Raw genomic sequence first — 17,668 nt, forward strand, 5'->3', positions numbered from 1 at the left:
TCAGCGCCAGCCGCCGGCGGCGGCCCAGTCGCGCAGCCGCTGCTTGAGACGGCTGATCCGGCTGGTGATGCTGCTTTCGCCGAGGCCCAGGACCTCGGCCATCTCGCGGGTGCTGCGTTCCTCCAGGTACAGCACCAGCAGCGCGCGGTTGAGCGGGTCGAGTGTGTCCATGAAGCGCCGCAGCAGGCGCAGGCGCTCGGCATCCTCGTGGCTGTCGACGCCCTCGTCGGCGGGTTCGTGCACGCTCTCGTCGAGCAGCACGGCGTGGCGGCGGCGCAGGCTTTCGCCGCGCAGCCACGAGATCGCGGTGTTGAGCGCGATCCGGTACATCCAGGTGGAGAACCTGCGCGACGGGTCGTAGCCCGGCCATGCACGCCAGAGCTGTGCGGCGATGTCCTGGGCGAGGTCGGCCCGGTCCTCGGCGCCGTACGCGTAGCTGTTGGCCACCTTCAGCACGATGCCGCGATGCTGCTGCAGCAGCGCGTCGAACCGGCTGGCGGGGGAGTCGGTCATTGGCGCGTCGTCCATGTCGCGGCTGCGGGAGAGTGTGCCTGTCATGCCCGGGTGATACGCGGCGGGGCGCGGTTTGTCACATCCGCCAGGGTCGACTCATTCGATGATGCCCTTGGCCTCCGATGTCCCCAGCACCTCCGGATGGTCGATCCGGCGCTGCGGATGCAGCAGCGGATGCACGAAGACCGCGACCAGCAGCACCGCCACACCTGCGTAGAACATCGGCGTCAGCTCGTGCTGCTCGCCCAGCAGCAGCATGGCCAGGATGATCGCGTAGACCGGCTCGAGGTTGACCGCCATCTGCGCGGAGAATGCACTGATGTGGCGCAGCGCCACCAGCGAGAGGGCGAACGGAAACAAGGTGCAGGCACCTGCGAGCAGGAGCAGCCACAGTGCGTCGCTGGCCGAGGGCAGTGCCAGCAGCGGCCCGGCGAATACCGGGAACAGATGCGGCATCAGCGGCGCCAGCAGGGTGAGCGCGATGGTGCCGGCGCCGAGTTCGACCGCCGTCACCGTCAGTGGATCGGCATGCTCGACCAGGCGTTTGTTGAGCGAGCCGAAGACCGCCACGAACAGCGCAGACAAGCCTCCGACTGCGATGCCCACGCGCATGTCGGCCGACACCCCGCCCACCACCAGGGCCACGCCTGGCAGCACCAGCACGCCCAGCGCCAGCTCACGCATGGAAAAGGGGCGGTGCGCGAGCTTGGGTTCGATCAGCGCCACGAACACCGGGGCGAGGGCCATGCAGGTCGCCGCCACCGAGGCGTTGGCCAACTTGATCGCGCCATAGAACGTCAGCCAGTGCAGCGCCACCAGCACGCCGATGCCCGAGTAGGCGAGCAGCAGCCGCGGCGAGAGCGCGCGCAGTCCGCGCCACACCCGCGGCACCAGCATCAGCGCCAGCACCACCAGGCCCATCCGCCACCACACCAGCGGCAGTGCCGGCAGCGTGATCAGTTTGCCGAGGATCGCGGTGAAGCCCCACAGCACGACGCACAGGTGGATCTGCCAGTGGGCGCGGGCGCTGGGGGTCATCGAAGCGGGGTCGGGTGACGGGCGGGCAGGATGCCTCCGCGCCGCGCAAACGTCACGCTCTTCAGCCGCGCCCGGCGGTCGCTGGCGCGGGCTCCGGTCCAGGCGGCTGCACAGCCAGCCAGTCGATCACGCGCTGTACCGCCGCGCGCGGCCGCCGGTGCGCCGGATAGACGATGTGGTAGGCGTATCGGCCCGGCATCGTCGCACCGGGCAGGCGCTGCAGCTGCCCGCTTGCGAGCCAGGGGGCGACGATGCGTTCGCGCGCCAGCGCGGCGCCCAGCCCGATCGCCGCGGCGCGCAGCATGTCGGTGCTGTCGCTGAAGATGAACTGCTCGTCGATGCGGCTGCTGCGCACGCCGTTGGCGCGGAACCAGTCGTGCCAACCCTGGTGGGACAGGTCGGCGACCAGGGGCAGGCGCAGGATGTCGGCAGGCGATGCGACATCGGCCATTCCCGGCAGCGAAGGCGCAGCCACCGGGAACAGCGTCTCGTCCATCAGGTGGATCGCGGCCAGCCCCGGCCAGCGCCCCGGGCCGTGGCGGATGGCAAGGTCCGGGCCGACATCGTCCAGGCGGGTCAGCGCAATCTCGGTGTCCACGCGCAGGCGCAGGTCGGGATGCGCCCTGGCGAACGCAGGCAGCTTCGGGATCAGCCAGGTGTAGGCCAGCGAGTGCAGGGTGGTGATGCGCACCGTGCGCGCGTCATCGCGGCTGCGCAGGTCCTGCATGGCGCCGTCGAGGTCGTGGATCGCGCCGCTGGCGATGTCGGCGAGGTGGCGGCCTTCCGCGGTCAGCGAAACGCCGCGTGCGTGGCGCTGGAACAGGGCCACCCCCAGGCGCGATTCGAGCTTGCGCACGTGGTGGCTGACCGCGCTCGCGGTGAGGTGGAGCTCCTCGGCGGCGTGCGCGAAGTTCTGGTGCCGGGCCGCGGATTCGAACGCGACCAAGGCCGGCAGCAGGTCGGAGCGCAGTGTCATGCGAGCCACAAATCCCGTTTGTGCCTTGGCCAAAAAGTATGCGCTTGTGCCTGTCGGGCGGACAAGCACAATCCACCGCTCACCACAGAGAGATTGCCGCCATGTCCTGCCAGAACGTCACTGCGGCAACGGCGCCGCGCGCAGAGGCGGCATGGCTGACGCCGCTCGAGCTGTGCGTGCTGGGCGCGATCTGGGGCGCGTCGTTCCTGTTCATGCGGGTGTCCGCGCCGGACTTCGGGGCCGCGCCGCTGGTCGAGGTGCGCCTTGCGCTCGGCTCGATCGTGCTGCTGCCGTTCCTGTGGCGCGCGCGCGGGCAGTTTCCGCTGCGCCTGTGGCCGAAGCTGGCGCTGATCGGCGCGATCAACTCGGCGGTGCCGTTCCTGCTGTTCGCCTGGGCGGCGCAGCGCGCGCCGGCCGGCATCGGCGCGATAGCCAATGCGATGACCGTGCTGTTCACCGCGCTGATGGGCTTCCTGTTTTTCGGCGAACGCATCGGCACGCGACGTGCGGTGGCGCTGCTGGCCGGTTTCGCCGGCGTGGTCGTTCTCGCCAGCGGCAAGGTCGCGGGCATGAGCGTGGGTGCGGCCGCGCTGGCCGGTGCCCTGGCCTCGCTGCTGTACGGCCTCGGCATCAACCTGGTGCGCCGCCACCTGACCGGCCTGCCGCCGGCCGCGGTGGCCTCGGCCACCCTTGGCGTCGCTGCGCTGATGACCCTGCCGCTGGCGATCGCCACCTGGCCGGCGCAGCCGCTGCCGCTGGCCTCTTGGCTGTCGGCGGCAATGCTCGGCGTGCTGTGCACGGGCATCGCCTTCGTCATGTACTACCGGCTGATCGCGCGCGTCGGCGCCAGCCGCGCGTCCACCGTCACCTATCTGGTGCCGCTGTTCGGCGTCGCCTGGGCCTGGTGGCTGCTGGACGAACCGCTGACCTGGACGATGGCACTCGCGGGCGCCCTGATCCTGGGCAGCGTGGCCTTCAGCCAGGGGCGGGTGCGATGAGCCAGAAGCGCGTGCAGTTCGACTTCATGGAAGCGAACAAGCGCGTCCCGTCTCCCGACTCAGGCGGCTGAATTCCCGGTCTCACGCGACGTGGCCGGCACCCCGTCTGCGCTGCCTCCGGAGCGTCGCTGCTGCGCGCGCCCGAGCCAGATCCCGAGCATCGCCCAGAACAGCGCCAGCGGAACGACCACGGTGACGAGCCCGCCCAACGCCAGGCCGACGCGCCCGAGCACGCCCTCGACCTGTGCGCCCACCACGTCGCCGGCGCGGTACACGAAGGTGTCGATGAAGGCTTTGGCCTTGTACTTGTCCTCGCGGCCGATCACGGTGAACAGGGCCTCGCGCGCAGGGCGGGTGAGGCCGCGCTGCACCGCCCGGTTCATGGCCTCGAGCAGGATCAACACGGCGAACGAGCCGTAGATCGCCAGCCCGACGAAGCCGAGCGCGGTGGCCACCGGCAGCGCCGCCAGCGCGAAGCCCAGGCCGAAGCGGCGGATGATGTGTCCGGTCAGCGTGAGCTGCAGCAGCAGCACCGCCACCTGGGTCCACATGTCGATGTTGCCCAGCAGGCTGGTGCGCGCGTCGAGGTCGCTTTCGGCGGCGGCCACCATCTGCAGGCGGGTGAAGTAGATGAATGTCGCGACGATGGTCATCGTCAGCACGTAGCCGGCGATGCCCATCAGATAGGGCGAGGAGAACACCGCGCGCAACCCGGCCCAGGCGCTGCCGCCGATGCGCTGCTCTTCCTGCGCGATGGTGGCTGCTGCCGGTGCCGCGTCCGCAGCGGGCGCGCGGCGGTCCGGACGCACATGCACCAGCGCCCAGGCCAGGCCGACCGCAAGCAGCAGGAAGCCGGCCGCGATCAGCAGCAGGCTCGGCGTGCCCAGCGGTTGGGCCAGGCGCGACGCCAGCCACGGCCCGAAGATCGCGCCCAGGGTGCCGCCGACCGCGATCAGCGCGAACAACCGCCTGCCCTGGTCGCTGGAGAAACGATCGGCCAACAGCGCCCAGAACACCATGGTCACGAACAGGTTGAACACGCTGAACCAGACGTAGAACACCTGTCCGCTACGCGCACCCACCACCCCGGGCGCGAACGCCAGCAGCGACCAGAACCCGACCAGGCTCAGCGCGAAGAACACGTAGGTCGCGCTGATGAAGTGCAGCCGTCGCAGGCGCGCGACCAGCCAGCCGAACAGCGGATTGACCGCCAGCGTCACCAGGGCGGTGCCGATGAACAGCCAGCGCACGCTGTCGATGCCGCGCTCCATGCCCAGCGCGTCGCGCGCCGGGCGCAGCATCATCAGCGCGGTCAGGATGCAGAAGAAGAACGCGCCGGCGATGAGCACCGGCGCGAGCTCGCCGCGCCGCAGGTTGAACAGGTCGGAGATCCGCTCGCGCATTGCCATCGATCAGGTGAACATCGCCACCAGCTCGGCCTGCCGCGCCTCGTCGAGCAGCGGGCCGATGCCGCCCTTGAGGTTGTCGGCCTGGCGCTCGGGCTTGCCGGTGGCCGGGATCACCGCGGTCACCGCCGGATGGCTTACCGCGAACTTCAGGAACATCTGCGCCCAGGAACCCACGCCTACTTCTTCCGCCCAGTCGGGCAGCGCCTTGTCGCGGCTGGCGGCAAACAGCTTGCCGTCGTCGAAGGCGCGGTTGACGATCACCGCGATGCCCAGCTCCTGCGCAAGCGGGAAGATGCTCTGCGCGGCCTGCGGCGCGTTGACCGAATAGTTGATCTGCACGAAGTCGGGCTTCTCCGCGCGCATCAGCCGCGCGGTGTCGGCATGGCCGCGCTCGAGGTAATGGGTGATGCCGATGTACTTCACCTGGCCCTCGGCCTTGAGTTCGCGCGCGTAGGGCATGGCCTCGGCCATGTTGCGCAGGTTGTGGACCTGCAGCAGCTCGACGCGGTCGGTACGCAGGCGGCGCAGCGAATCCGCCCATTGCGCCTCAAGTTCGGCGCGGCTGTCGGCAGCGAGCTTGGTGGCGAGGAAGCAGCGTTCGCGCCAGCCGCCCTCCGCGAGCAGGGCGCCGACCACGTCCTCTGCGTTGGTGTAGTTGGGCGAGGTGTCGATCAGGCTACCGCCGCCCTCGAAGAACACCTTCAAGACGTCCTTGAGCGCATCGAACTCCGCCGAGTCCAGCGGCACCTCGTAGCTGCCGGAGGTACCGACACCGATCACCGGAATCGCCTCCCCGGTCGATGGGATGGCGCGCGTGAGCAGGGCGCCGCCGAGCGGCACGATGTCGGCGATGGCGCCGGTGGGCTTCTCACGTGGACGTGGCAAGGCCGGGTCCGGCATCTCGTGGCTGCAGGCGGCGAGCGGGACAAGCGCCAGTCCGGTGGCGGCGAGGCCGGCAGTGGCGATGAAGTCGCGGCGGCTGGTCATGACGGAACTCCTCGTGACGGGGCGGGCAGGACAGGCGCGTCGATGCGCGGCAGGGTAGGCACAAGTGGCCATGTGAATCCAGTGACGGGGCAGGCATCCGCCGCGAATGTTCCTGCTCCCTGGCCGCGCGCGCGACGCCCTGCTCCCTCCCTCGCGGAGCGGGGGAGGGTTGGGGTGGGGGCAGGCAGGTTGCCACGCCGATTCACGCGCGCCTTTGGCGCGCACCCCCATCCCAACCTTCCCCGCAAGCAGGGGAAGGAGCAAACGCGGAAGGAGCAAGCGGGGGAAGGAGCAGGCGGGAAGGCCCGTGAACGCAATCAGTCCCGTCGCGCGCCCAGCATCCGCAGCAGGGCGATTGCAGCGGCGGGATTGCGCTCCTTCGCCGCAGCGATGAAGAAGACGAACACGTCGCGCCTGCGCGGCGCAACATCCGGCGCGGTCAGCATGGGCAGCTCGTCCGGCGTTCCTCCCCCGGCCCAGGTGCGCATGCGTGCCGCCCACGCATGCAGCTCGGCATCCGGGTATCCGGACGCAATCCCGGGACGCGAGCGCATCAACCGCGCATAGATGAAGTCAGCGGTGGCGTCGGCGAAGCTCGGATGTTCATCCGAATCGGTGAAGACCGTCGCCATGCCGTGGCGACGGACCAGGGCGATGTATTCCGCATCGACGAACGCATGGTCGCGCACGTCCAGCACATGGCGCAGCGGCCGGCCGCCGGCCTGCCGAGGCAACAGTTCGAGGAACGCGCCGAACGCCGCACGATCGATGCGGGTGCCGGCATCGAACTGCCACACCAGCGCAGCCAGGCGATCGCCCAGCTCGGCGATGTCGCCCACGAAGTCCTCGACCTGCGCGCCGGCCCTGTCCAGCGCGCGCGACTGGGTGATCCGCTTGGGCGCCTTCGCGGTGAACACGAAACCGGGCGGCGTTTCGTCGCGCCACTTCGCGTACGTCGCCGGCTTCTGCGCGCCGTAGTAGGTCCCGTTGATCTCGATCGCCGAGAGCTCGCGGCTGGCGTACTCCAGCTCGCGACGCTGGACCAGGCCCCTGGGGTAGAAGTTGTCCCGCCAGGGCGCATAGGTCCAGCCACCGATGCCGACGCGGATGCCGTCGACGGCGGGCACGCCGCCGCCGGGCAGATCCAGACTCAGGCTGCCCACGGGTCGTAGCTCCCGAACCACCACAGATGGCCTTCCGGATCCCGGCAGGAATAGCCGCGGCCGCCGTAGCCCTGGTCGGCGATGTCCTGCACGATGCGCGCGCCCGCGGCGGTTGCCTGTGCGTAGTGCGCGTCGACGTCGCGCACGACCACGCAGGGACTCTGGGTCTCGCGCAGCCCGATTTCGTCGGGCTGCGCGATCTGGCGGCCCCATTCGCTGCCGTTGCCGGCCGAGCCGAGCATGACCATGCCGCTGCCGAAGGTGAGCTGGGCGTGGTGCACGGTGTCGCCGTCGGCGTACACCGCGTGCTTCTCGAAGCCGAAGGCACGGCACAGCCAGTCGATCGCAGCGGGCGCGTCGCGGTAGCGCAGGCAGGGAATGATGGTGCTGGTGGTGTTGGCGGCGTTGCTCATAAGGTCCTCGTGTGAACAGGTCGCGCGTCTGGGCGCCGGGGCAATCTGGCGCGTCCACGCGTCGGGGTCTTGTAGATTCCGGCACTCATGGCAGCGCCACGTGTCGCTGCCACTCGCCGCGCCGAGCCATCCAGCTGGTAGGTGTCATCCCGGAGAAGGCGCGAAACTCGTGCACCAGGTGCGCCTGGTCGTGGAAGCCGCCGTCGGCGGCGAGGCCCGCCCAGTCGATGCGCCCACCGGCGCGTGCGGCCGCCAGCGCGGCATGAAAGCGCTGCAGGCGCACATGGCGCTTGGGCGACAGTCCCACCTGCTCACGAAACAGCTCGCCAAACCGCCGCGAAGACAGCCGGCATTGCGCGGCGATGTCGTCGATGCGCTGCACGCCGGGCGCGGCCTCGATCAGGCGCAGAGCGTGCGCGACCGTGGGGTGCACATGCGCAGCAGTCGCGCCGGCATGGCGCAGCAACCAATGCTCGAGGATGTGCAGGCGCGCGGCGGCATCGGGCGCCGCCAGCAGGCGTTCGCGCAGCGGGGCGGCTTCGCCCGCCGCGATCGCGTCGAGATCGACGTGGCCATTGGCGATGGCGTCCATGCGTTGGCGGAAGAACGGTGCCGCCGCGCCGGCATGGAACACGACGCCGACAACGCGGACCTGCTCGGCCGTATCGATCAGGCAACTGCGGGAGGACGGTGCGTCGAGCGCGGCGCCCGCATTGCGCGTGCAGCGCAGCGCCTCGTCGTAGACGCGGCTCTCGTCCTCGTCCAGGTTGATCACCAGTTGCGCCCGTGCCGATGGCAGCAGGCGGTCGAAGCCATGCGGCTGCCGCGGCAGGTCGCAATCCCAGATCGACGCGACAAGCGACGACAGCGGTGCAGCCGGCGCGACGACGATCAATCCCATGGCCATGCCTCGGCGGGTCCGTGCGCAGGGTAACGCACGCGGCGCTCACCGGCGTGCAGGGCAGGCGCCCCGGTTGCCTCCCTACGCAGCAGGATCGATCCGCAGGCCCACCTGTGCGTCGCTGCCCCGTTCGCGCGGCACCTCGACATGGCTCGAGCGGTGCCCGATCGCATCCCCGTGCGCATCGAGGGAGCGGTCGAACGCCGCCAGCCCGAATCCCCATCATCGCGCCAGGCGCGGCGTGCGCCTGGCGGCGATCGGGAAGGCCGCAAGCAGGTGCTGGAGGAGAGTTACTCGATCGGCTCGTCCAGCAGCAGCTGGCGTGCGAAGCGCACCGGCGGCGCGCCCTGGGCGAGGATGCCGTCGTGGTAGGCCTTCACGTCGAAGCCGTCGCCGGCCTTGGCCTCGGCCGCCTTGCGCGCGTCGAAGTGCTCCTGCGCGCCGACGAAGTAGGTGGCCAGCTGGGTCGACGAGAGCTGCGCGCGTACCCACTTGCCGTCGGCCTCGCTCTGCTGCTGGAAGGTCTGGCGCACCATCAGGTCCATGGCCTGCTCCTTGGTCCAGTTGTCCACGTGCAGGCCCTGGTCGAGGATGGCGTTGCCGACCGAGCGTGCGTAGAACTTCAGCTGCATCAGGCGAAACAGCGGGTCGTTGTCGAGGTAGCCGGCATCGGCCAGCACGCGCTCGGTATACACGGCCCAGCCTTCGGCGAACGGGCCGGAGCGGAATACGGCTCGCAGCGTTGACGGGTGCCCGGACGAGTGCACGCCCTCCAGGTAGTGGCCCGGCATCGCCTCGTGGATCGACAGCACGTGGATCATGTAGTTGTTGTATTCACGCAGGAACGAGTCCACCTGCTTCCCGTCCCACCCGTCCGGGATCGGCGAGATCGCGTAGTAGGTATCCAGGCCCTTGTCGAGCGGGCCGGGCGAATCGCAGTAGGCAACCGAGAAGCCGCGCTGGAACTCGGGCATCAGGATGATCTTCACCGGATCGTCCGGCACGGTCACGATGTCCTTCTCGCGCACGAACTGCGTCGCCACTTCCAGCGTGTGCTTCGCGAAGTCCACCACCTGGTCGCGTGCCGGCCGCTGTTCGTAGGCGAACTCCATCGCCGCCTCGATCGCGGCCTGCTTCTGTTCTTCGGTCGGCGCGTCGGGCGTGGCCGGTGCGCCGGCCTTGCCGGCAAGCACGCCGCGCGCAACCGTGTACATCTCGTCGCGGATCCGCGCCAGTTCGGCTTCGGCACGCTGGCGGATCTCCTGCCGCGACAGCGAAGAGTTGAGCGCGAACTGCAGCTGCTGGTCGTAGAGTTCGGCGCCCACGCGGAACTCGCCCTTCGCGTTCGGCACCAGGGTTTCGTCCAGCCAGCGCTGGTGTTCGTCGACGGCGGTGCGCAGGGCTGCGACTGCTGCGTCAAGGCGTTCGCGGTCGGCGCCCTGCAGCAGGCCGGCGTTGGGCGTGATGAAGGTGTCGACCAGGCTGAGCACGCCGCGGTTCTGCTGTGCGACCGTCTCGGCATGGGTGCGCGGTACGCGCGCGGGGTCGAGGTTTTCGCGCGCCTGCGCCAGCAGCGCCGGGATCTTTTCCATCCGCGCGGTGGCCGAAGCCAGTCGCTCGGGCAGCGGCGCGAACTCGCGCGCCATCAGGCCGTAGATCGCGCCGCCGACCAGCCCGCTGTAAATCTGCGGATCGCGGGCCCAGTCCTGCAGGGTGCCCGCGTTCCACAGCGCGTATTGCAGCTGGTTGCGCAGGATCCGCGCGTCGACCTGGTTCTCGCGCGAGAGCGTGGCCAGCTCGATCGCGTCGAGTTCGGTGAGCATGCGCCGGTTGAAATCGTCGGCCTTCGCGCGGCCGGCGGCGGACAGGTCGTCGAGTTCGGCGTCGAAGCGGTGATCACCGATCTGGGTGGCGGCGACCGGCGTCAGCGCGAGGGCCTGGTCGAGGTAGCGCTGCGACAGTTGCGCGAAGCGGGCGTCGGCCTGCGATGCCTGGGCAGCGTCGCTGGCGGGCGTGGTAGCCGCGTCGGCAGCGGGCGCGCGGTCACCGCCGCACGCGGCAAGGGTCGCGGCAAGGAGTGCGGCTGCAAGCAGGGAAGGGCGCATCGTGGTCCGGCGTGAAAGTGTGATGCGGCAGCATAGCGGCAGTGGCGAGGCCGGTGCGGACGTGCCTGCGCGGGGCACGGTCTTGCCGGCGGCGAACGTGTCGGAAGTCATGCCTGCGGCGAGAACGGCGCCGACTATGCTGGCGACTGTTGTCCGGATGACGGAGGAAGACGATGCAGCGACGTGGATTCCTGGCCCTCGGCGGCCTCGCCGCAGGCGGCGCGATGCTTCCGCCGCTGCTGATGGGCCGCGCGATCGCGGCGGAGCAGCTGCTCGCGCCGGTCGACGCCGTCGCCAGGAAGCGGCTGGCCGATGCCGCCCTGCAGGCCGCGACCGACGCTGGCGCCAGCCACTGCGACGTGCGCATCGGGCGCTACCTGCGCCAGTCGCTGATGACGCGCGAGGCGCTCGTGCTCAACGTGGCCAACGAGGAGTCGGTGGGCGTGGGCGTGCGCGTGATCGCCGGCGACGCCTGGGGCTTCGCCGCGACCAGCCGGCTCGATCCCGATGCGGTGGCCAATGCAGCACGCCAGGCGGTGGCCATCGCCCGGGCCAACGCGCGCATCCAGTCCGCACCGGTGCGGCTGGCGCCCGCGCCCGGCGTGGGCGAAGTGGCGTGGCGCACGCCGATCGCGAAGAACGGCATGGCGGTGCCGATCGGCGACAAGCTCGACCTGCTGCTGTCGGTCAATGCGGCCGCGCTGGAATCGGGTGCGAGCTTCGCCAGTTCGCGCATGTTCCTGATCAACGAGCAGAAGTATTTCGCCTCAACCGACGGCTCCTACATCGACCAGGACGTGCACCGGATCTGGGTGCCGTTCACGGTGACGGCGATCGACAAGGACAGCGGCAAGTTCCGCACCCGCGACGGCCTGTCGGCGCCGATGGGCCTGGGCTACGAGTACCTCGACGCCGATCCGTCGCAACGCTTCGAGCTGCCCGGCGGCGTGGTCGCCTACGGCAAGTCCTACGACATGCGCGCCGACGCCATCGCCGCGGCCAGGCAGGCGCAGCAAAAGCTGAAGGCGCCCTCGGTCAAGCCCGGCAAGTACGACCTGGTCGTCGACCCGAGCAACCTGTTCCTGACCATCCACGAGAACGTTGGCCACCCCCTGGAACTCGACCGCGTGCTCGGCTACGAGGCCAACTATGCCGGCACCAGCTTCGCCACGCTCGACAAGCGCGGCACGTTCCGCTGGGGCAGCGACATCGTCAACTTCAGCGCCGACAAGACCGAGCCGGGCAGTCTCGGCGCGGTGGGCTACGACGACGAGGGCGTGAAGTGCAAGCGTTGGGACCTGGTGCGCGACGGCGTCCTGGTCGACTACCAGTCGATCCGTGACCAGGCCCATATCCTCGGCAAGACCGAGTCGGACGGCTGCTGCTACGCCGATTCCTGGTCGAGCGTGCAGTTCCAGCGCATGCCCAACGTCTCGCTGGCGCCGGGCAAGGTGCCGCTCAGCGTGCAGGAGATGATTGGCGGCGTGGAGAATGGGCTCTACATCCACGGACGCGGCTCGTACTCGATCGACCAGCAGCGCTACAACGCGCAGTTCGGCGGACAGCTGTTCTTCGCGATCCGCAACGGCGAGGTGCAGGAGCTGGTGGAGGATGGCGCGTACCAGATCCGCACGCCCGAGTTCTGGAACGCGTGTTCGGCAATCTGCGACGTGCGCGACTACCGCCTGGGCGGGTCGTTCTTCGACGGCAAGGGCCAGCCGAGCCAGGTGTCGGCGGTGTCGCATGGTTCGTCCACCGCGCGCTTCGACGGACAGAACGTGATCAACACGGCGCGTTCCCTGGGCTGACACGCAAAAATTTGCCACCGCGCGGCCGCTTCCGTGGCGGCGGACACCTTGACCCTGCCGAAAGTCATTTGCGCACGCGCACCGTCGCGTCGAGAATCGGGATTCCCTCCGGCGCGCCGCGCGACCCGGAGCCGCGGCGCCAGCGCCGCGGACACGACAACGGAGATACGGCCTTGCAACGACGCGATTTCCTGGCCCTCGGCGGCCTCGGCATGGGCGGCCTGGCGCTACCCGCATGGCTCGGCAAGGCGATCGCCGCCGAGCAACTCGTCAGCACCCTCGACGTCGCGATCAAGAAGCAGCTTGCCGACGCCGCCCTGCAGGCTTCGCGCTCGGCCGGCGCCAGCTACTGCGACGTGCGCATCGGCCGCTACCTGCGCCAGTTCGTGATGACGCGCGAGGACAAGGTGCAGAACGTAGTCAACACCGAGTCCACCGGCGTGGGCGTGCGCGTGATCGCCGACGGCGCCTGGGGCTTCGCCGCCACCAACGGCCTGACCACCGAATCGGTGGCCGAGGCCGCGCGCCGTGCCACCGCGATCGCCAAGGCCAATGCCAAGGTGCAGGCCGCGCCGGTGCAGCTGGCGCCCGCGCCGGGCTACGGCGAGGTGGCGTGGAAGACGCCGATCCGCCGCAACGCGATGGAAGTGCCGCTCAAGGACAAGGTCGACCTACTGCTGTCGGTCAACGCGGCGGCGACCAATGCCGGCGCCAGCTTCGTCAACTCGACCCTGTTCCTGGTCAACGAGCAGAAGTACTTCGCCTCCACCGACGGCTCCTACATCGACCAGGACGTGCATCGCATCTGGGCGCCGATGACGGTGACCGCGATCGACAAGGCCAGCGGCAAGTTCCGCACCCGCGACGGCCTGTCCGCGCCGATGGGGCTGGGCTACGAGTACCTCGACGGCGACGCCTCGCAGAAGTTCGTCTCGCCCAACGGCGTGGTCAACTACGGCCAGTCCTACGACATGGTCGAGGACGCAGTCGCGGCCGCGAAGCAGGCGCAGGAGAAGGTCAAGGCGCCGTCGGTGAAGGCCGGCAAGTACGACCTGGTGCTCGATCCCTCGCACACCTGGCTGACCATCCACGAATCGGTGGGGCATCCGCTCGAACTCGACCGCGTGCTGGGCTACGAGGCCAACTACGCCGGCACCAGCTTCGCCACGCTCGACAAGCGCGAATCGAAGTTCCAGTACGGCAGCGACGGCGTCACGATCTTCGCCGACAAGACCCAGCCCGGCAGCCTCGGCGCGGTCGGTTACGACGACGAGGGCGTGAAGTGCAAGCGCTGGGACCTGATCAAGGACGGCACCCTGGTGGATTACCAGACCATCCGCGACCAGGCGCACATCGTCGGCAAGACCGAGTCGGACGGCTGCTGCTACGCCGACTCCTGGTCGAGCGTGCAATTCCAGCGCATGGCCAACGTGTCGCTGGCGCCGGGCAAGCAGAAGCTGTCGGTGGCCGACATGGTCAAGGACGTCGAGAACGGCATCTACATCATCGGCGACGGCTCGTTCTCGATCGACCAGCAGCGCTACAACGCGCAGTTCGGCGGCCAGCTGTTCTACGAGATCAAGGACGGGAAGATCACCGGGATGGTCGAGGACGTGGCCTACCAGATCCGCACGCCGGAGTTCTGGAACGCGTGCGCCGCGGTCTGCGACGAGAGCGACTACCGCTTGGGCGGGTCGTTCTTCGACGGCAAGGGCCAGCCGGGCCAGGTCTCGGCGGTCTCGCACGGTTCCAGTACCGCACGCTTCAACGGCATCAACGTCATCAACACCGCCCGTTCGCTCGGCTGACCGGCACAGGAGAACACCATGAGCATCTTCACCGAAGCCGAAGCCAAGGCCATCCTCGACAAGGTCATCGCGCTGTCCAAGGCCGATGAATGCACCGCCACGCTGTCGGGCGGCAACAACGGCAACATCCGCTTCGCACTCAACGACGTGTCCACCAGCGGCATCGTCGACAACGTCGAGCTGGGCGTGTCGGTCGCGTTCGGCAAGCGCGTGGGCACCGCGACCATCAACGAGTTCGACGACGCTTCGCTTGAACGCGTGGTGCGCCGCGCCGAGGACCTGGCTCGGCTGGCGCCGGAAAACCCGGAGTTCGTGCCGGCCATCGACAAGCAGACCTACGCCCCGACCAGCACCTACAACGCTGCGACTGCGGCGATCACGCCGGAGTACCGCGCGCAGGTGGCGGCCGATTCGATCGCCCCGTGCCGCCCGGCCGGGCTGGTGGCGGCGGGCTTCCTCGAGGACAGTCGCTTGTTCACCGCGATCGCCAACAGCAACGGCAACTTCGGCTACCAGACCTCGACCGGCGCGGACTACACCTGCACGGTACGCACCGAAGACGGCCGCGGTTCGGGCTGGGTGGGGCGCAACGTCACCGACGTCTCGCAGCTCGACGCCGGGCGCGACGTCGCCATCGCCATACGCAAGGCGCGCGAATCGGCCGAGGCCAAGGCGCTGGAGCCGGGCAAGTACACCGTGGTGCTGGAGCCGCACGCGGCCGCCGGCCTGATCTCGTTCATGATGTACTTCTTCGACGCGCGCCAGGCCGACGAAGGCCGCAGCTTCCTGTCGAAGAAGGGCGGCGGCAACAAGCTCGGCGAGCAGGTCTACGACCCGCGCGTGAACATCTGGGCCGATCCGGCTGATCCGAACGCCCCGGTCCTGCCCTGGGACGATGAGGGCATGGCGCGCAAGCGCATGCCGGTGATCGAGAACGGCAAGATCGCCAACATGCTGTATTCGCGCTACTGGGCGCAGCAGCAGGGGCGCGAAGCGGTGGCCACGCCGGGCAACCTGATCATGTCCGGCGGCACCAAGTCCACCGCCGACCTTGTGCGCGAGACCGAGCGCGGCATCCTGGTCACGCGCACCTGGTACATCCGCATGGTCGATCCGCAGACCGTGCTGCTCACCGGCCTGACCCGCGACGGCACGTTCTACATCGAGAACGGGCAGATCCGGCATCCGGTCAAGAACTTCCGCTTCAACGAATCGCCGGTGATCATGCTCAACAACATCGACGAACTCGGCAAGCCGGTGCGGGTGAGTGGCGATGAATCGCGCTTCGCGATGATGATCCCGCCGATGCGCCTGCGCGATTTCACCTTCACCTCGCTGTCCGACGCGGTGTGACGCAGCGTCGCAAGCACCGTGCTCCCTCCCCCGCGCGCGGGGGGTGAGGGTGGCCTGCTTGCGCGGCACCGCCGTGCAGGCCGCCCGAACGACCAGCGCGCTGCGCCGGGCCGGACGGGTTGGGGTGGGGTGGGGGCAGGGTCGCAACACGCTTATCGCATGTCCACTTCATCGCACCATCCGCAGATTCCGGCCAGTCCTGTCGCGCCTTCAGGGACGGGAGCTTCCCGCCCATGAACCGCGCGCAGTTCCTGCGCCTGGGCCTCGGCGCTGCCGCCGGCGCCTGGTTGGCCACGAAGTCCTCCGGCGCGCATGCCGCGGGCGCGGCCAGCTACGACTTCTGGTTCACGCGTCTGAAGTACGACTCGGGCGATTGGGACGTCGACGAGCGCATGCCGTCGAACATGATCACCTCGCTGATCGACTACACCGGCCTGCGCGTGGACCCCAGGGAGCACGTGGTCGAGCTGGCCGATCCGAAGATGCTGTCGGCGCCGTTCTGCTACCTGGCCGGGCACAAGCTGGTCGAGTTCAACCCGGCCGAACGGCGCAACTTCGAGCGCTACGTGCGCAATGGCGGCTTCGTGTTCGTCGACGACTGCAACCACGACATCGACGGGCTGTTCGCCAAATCGTTCGAGGCGCAGATGGCATCGATCTTCGGTGCGCGCGCGCTGGCGAAGCTGCCCAACCGGCATCCGCTCTACAGCAGCTTCTTCAGTTTCCCGGACGGGCCGCCGGCGACCAGCTACGAGCTCAACGGATGGGGCGACGACCTGGTGCACGACTACCTCAAGGGCATCAGCATCGACGGCCGCCTGGGCGTGCTTTACAGCAACAAGGACTACGGCTGCGAATGGGACTACGACTGGCGCAACAAGCGCTTCCTGGCGCAGGACAACACGAAGTTCGCGGTCAATATCGTGGTGTATGCGTTGACGGCGTAAGGACGTGAGGTCGCAGTTGCCGAATGTCTGTCACCGAACTCCTGCATCGACTACTGTCATTTCGACCGGAGGGAGAAATCTGTTGGCAGATCGGGAAATGCAGATTTCTCCCTTCGGTCGAAATGACAAGATGGCGCTGGAGCCGTTTCGCACCACGACCGTGAATGCCACGGGCTGAATGGCAGAAGACTTTCCTCCGATGCATCCCGCAATCGCTCCCGCCTGACCTGGCCCCGCCCATGACCGCTCCCCTCACCGAACCGGACATCCAGTCGCGCCTGTCGCGCCTGTCCGAGCTGCGCGCCGCCATCGCCACCGCGATCGTCGGTCAGCACGAAGTCGTCGAACAACTGCTCACCGGCCTGCTGGCCGGCGGCCACTGCCTGCTCGAGGGCGTGCCTGGCCTGGGCAAGACCCTGCTGGTGCGCACCCTGGGCCAGGCGCTGGAACTGCAGTTCCGGCGCGTGCAGTTCACGCCCGACCTGATGCCCAGCGACCTGCTTGGCACCGAGCTGCTGGAGGAAGACCACGGCACCGGCCATCGCCACTTCCGCTTCCAGCAGGGGCCGGTGTTCACCAACCTGCTGCTGGCCGACGAGCTCAACCGCACGCCGCCCAAGACCCAGGCCGCGCTGCTGGAGGCGATGCAGGAACACACCGTCAGCTTCGCCGGCGTCACCCACGCGCTGCCCGCGCCGTTCTTCGTGCTGGCCACGCAGAACCCGATCGAGCAGGCCGGCACGTATCCGCTGCCGGAGGCGCAGCTCGACCGCTTCCTGTTGCATATCGCGCTCGACTATCCGGGCGAGGACGAGGAGCGCGCGATCATCGCGCAGACCACGTCCAGCCATGTCGCCCAGGTGCCGCGGGTGATGGATGGCGAGGAGGTGCTGGCGCTGCAGGTGCTGGTGCGCGAGGTCCACGTGGGCGACGAACTGCTGGCGTGGATCACCCGCATCGTGCGCGCGACGCGCCCTGGCGAGGCTGCGCCGCAGGTGGTGCGTGACTACGTGAAGTGGGGTGCGGGACCGCGTGCCGGCCAGTCACTGGTGCTGGCCTCGAAGGCGCGCGCGCTGCTGCACGGGCGCCTCGCCGCAACGCGCGAGGATGTGCTGGCGCTGGCCGCGCCGGTGCTGCGCCACCGCCTGCTGCTGTCGTTTGCGGCCGAAGCGGAAGGGCGGCGTCCGGACGAAGTGATCGCCGCGCTGCTGCGCGACGTGCCGTATCCGGGCGCCTGAGCGTCGCGACG

Annotated in this window: 15 protein-coding genes; 6 read left to right on the forward strand and 9 right to left on the reverse strand. The window is 69.1% G+C overall.

All coding sequences use genetic code 11. The features are described 5' to 3' along the window. The 3 genes from ACW5EG_RS05610 to ACW5EG_RS05620 all read right to left on the reverse strand — a co-directional run bounded on the left by ACW5EG_RS05610 (position 1) and on the right by ACW5EG_RS05620 (position 2,527). Positions 1-513: an RNA polymerase sigma factor gene (locus tag ACW5EG_RS05610; RefSeq protein WP_457021030.1), complete on the reverse strand. Its 513-nt coding sequence runs from the start codon at positions 511-513 to the stop codon at positions 1-3. Between the two features lie 96 nt (positions 514-609). Next, positions 610-1,551 (reverse strand): DMT family transporter, encoded by a 942-nt coding sequence (locus tag ACW5EG_RS05615; protein ID WP_457017766.1) that lies wholly within the window; start codon positions 1,549-1,551, stop codon positions 610-612. 61 nt (positions 1,552-1,612) lie between these two features. Then, positions 1,613-2,527: a LysR substrate-binding domain-containing protein gene (locus ACW5EG_RS05620; protein WP_457017767.1), complete on the reverse strand. Its 915-nt coding sequence runs from the start codon at positions 2,525-2,527 to the stop codon at positions 1,613-1,615. A 101-nt stretch (positions 2,528-2,628) separates the two neighbouring features. Between ACW5EG_RS05620 and ACW5EG_RS05625 the strand changes: the two genes are divergently transcribed. Further along, a complete protein-coding gene (locus tag ACW5EG_RS05625; RefSeq protein WP_457017768.1) occupies positions 2,629-3,525 on the forward strand; it encodes a DMT family transporter in 897 nt (298 codons plus the stop codon). Positions 3,526-3,584: 59 nt separating this feature from the next. Here the strand turns inward: ACW5EG_RS05625 and ACW5EG_RS05630 are convergent, their stop codons facing one another. The 6 genes from ACW5EG_RS05630 to ACW5EG_RS05655 form a co-directional block, all read right to left on the reverse strand. Next, a complete protein-coding gene (locus ACW5EG_RS05630; RefSeq protein WP_457021031.1) occupies positions 3,585-4,928 on the reverse strand; it encodes an NTP/NDP exchange transporter in 1,344 nt (447 codons plus the stop codon). 9 nt (positions 4,929-4,937) lie between these two features. Continuing rightward, a complete protein-coding gene (locus ACW5EG_RS05635; RefSeq protein ID WP_457021032.1) occupies positions 4,938-5,921 on the reverse strand; it encodes an aldo/keto reductase in 984 nt (327 codons plus the stop codon). Between the two features lie 317 nt (positions 5,922-6,238). After that, positions 6,239-7,075 carry a DUF72 domain-containing protein gene (locus tag ACW5EG_RS05640; RefSeq protein ID WP_457021405.1) on the reverse strand — a complete coding sequence of 279 codons (837 nt, stop codon included), beginning with the start codon at positions 7,073-7,075 and terminating at the stop codon, positions 6,239-6,241. After that, the gene (locus ACW5EG_RS05645) at positions 7,072-7,497 is read right to left on the reverse strand and encodes a VOC family protein (RefSeq protein WP_457021033.1); all 426 of its coding nucleotides are present in this window, start codon (positions 7,495-7,497) and stop codon (positions 7,072-7,074) included. The genes ACW5EG_RS05640 and ACW5EG_RS05645 overlap by 4 nt, the downstream gene beginning before the upstream one ends. An 85-nt stretch (positions 7,498-7,582) precedes the next feature. After that, the gene (locus ACW5EG_RS05650) at positions 7,583-8,404 is read right to left on the reverse strand and encodes a helix-turn-helix domain-containing protein (RefSeq protein WP_457017772.1); all 822 of its coding nucleotides are present in this window, start codon (positions 8,402-8,404) and stop codon (positions 7,583-7,585) included. Between the two features lie 284 nt (positions 8,405-8,688). Further along, on the reverse strand, positions 8,689-10,503 hold the full coding sequence (locus tag ACW5EG_RS05655) for a DUF885 domain-containing protein (protein ID WP_457021034.1): 1,815 nt from the start codon (positions 10,501-10,503) through the stop codon (positions 8,689-8,691). A gap of 173 nt (positions 10,504-10,676) precedes the next feature. Here ACW5EG_RS05655 and ACW5EG_RS05660 point away from each other — a divergent pair, with 173 nt between their 5' ends. The 5 genes from ACW5EG_RS05660 (at position 10,677) to ACW5EG_RS05680 (ending at position 17,657) form a co-directional block, all read left to right on the forward strand. After that, positions 10,677-12,311, forward strand: a complete 1,635-nt coding sequence (locus tag ACW5EG_RS05660) for a TldD/PmbA family protein (protein WP_457021035.1) — start codon at positions 10,677-10,679, stop codon at positions 12,309-12,311. 173 nt (positions 12,312-12,484) lie between these two features. Then, positions 12,485-14,119, forward strand: coding sequence for a TldD/PmbA family protein (locus tag ACW5EG_RS05665; protein ID WP_457021036.1), 1,635 nt, complete (start codon positions 12,485-12,487; stop codon positions 14,117-14,119). 18 nt (positions 14,120-14,137) lie between these two features. Continuing rightward, a complete protein-coding gene (locus ACW5EG_RS05670; protein WP_457021037.1) occupies positions 14,138-15,472 on the forward strand; it encodes a TldD/PmbA family protein in 1,335 nt (444 codons plus the stop codon). 233 nt (positions 15,473-15,705) lie between these two features. Further along, complete coding sequence (locus tag ACW5EG_RS05675) at positions 15,706-16,419, forward strand: DUF4159 domain-containing protein (protein WP_457021038.1); 714 nt, start codon at positions 15,706-15,708, stop codon at positions 16,417-16,419. A 239-nt stretch (positions 16,420-16,658) separates the two neighbouring features. After that, complete coding sequence (locus tag ACW5EG_RS05680; protein WP_457021039.1) at positions 16,659-17,657, forward strand: AAA family ATPase; 999 nt, start codon at positions 16,659-16,661, stop codon at positions 17,655-17,657. Positions 17,658-17,668 lie beyond the last annotated feature (11 nt).

The sequence above is a fragment of the Luteimonas sp. A611 genome, from assembly GCF_054072715.1.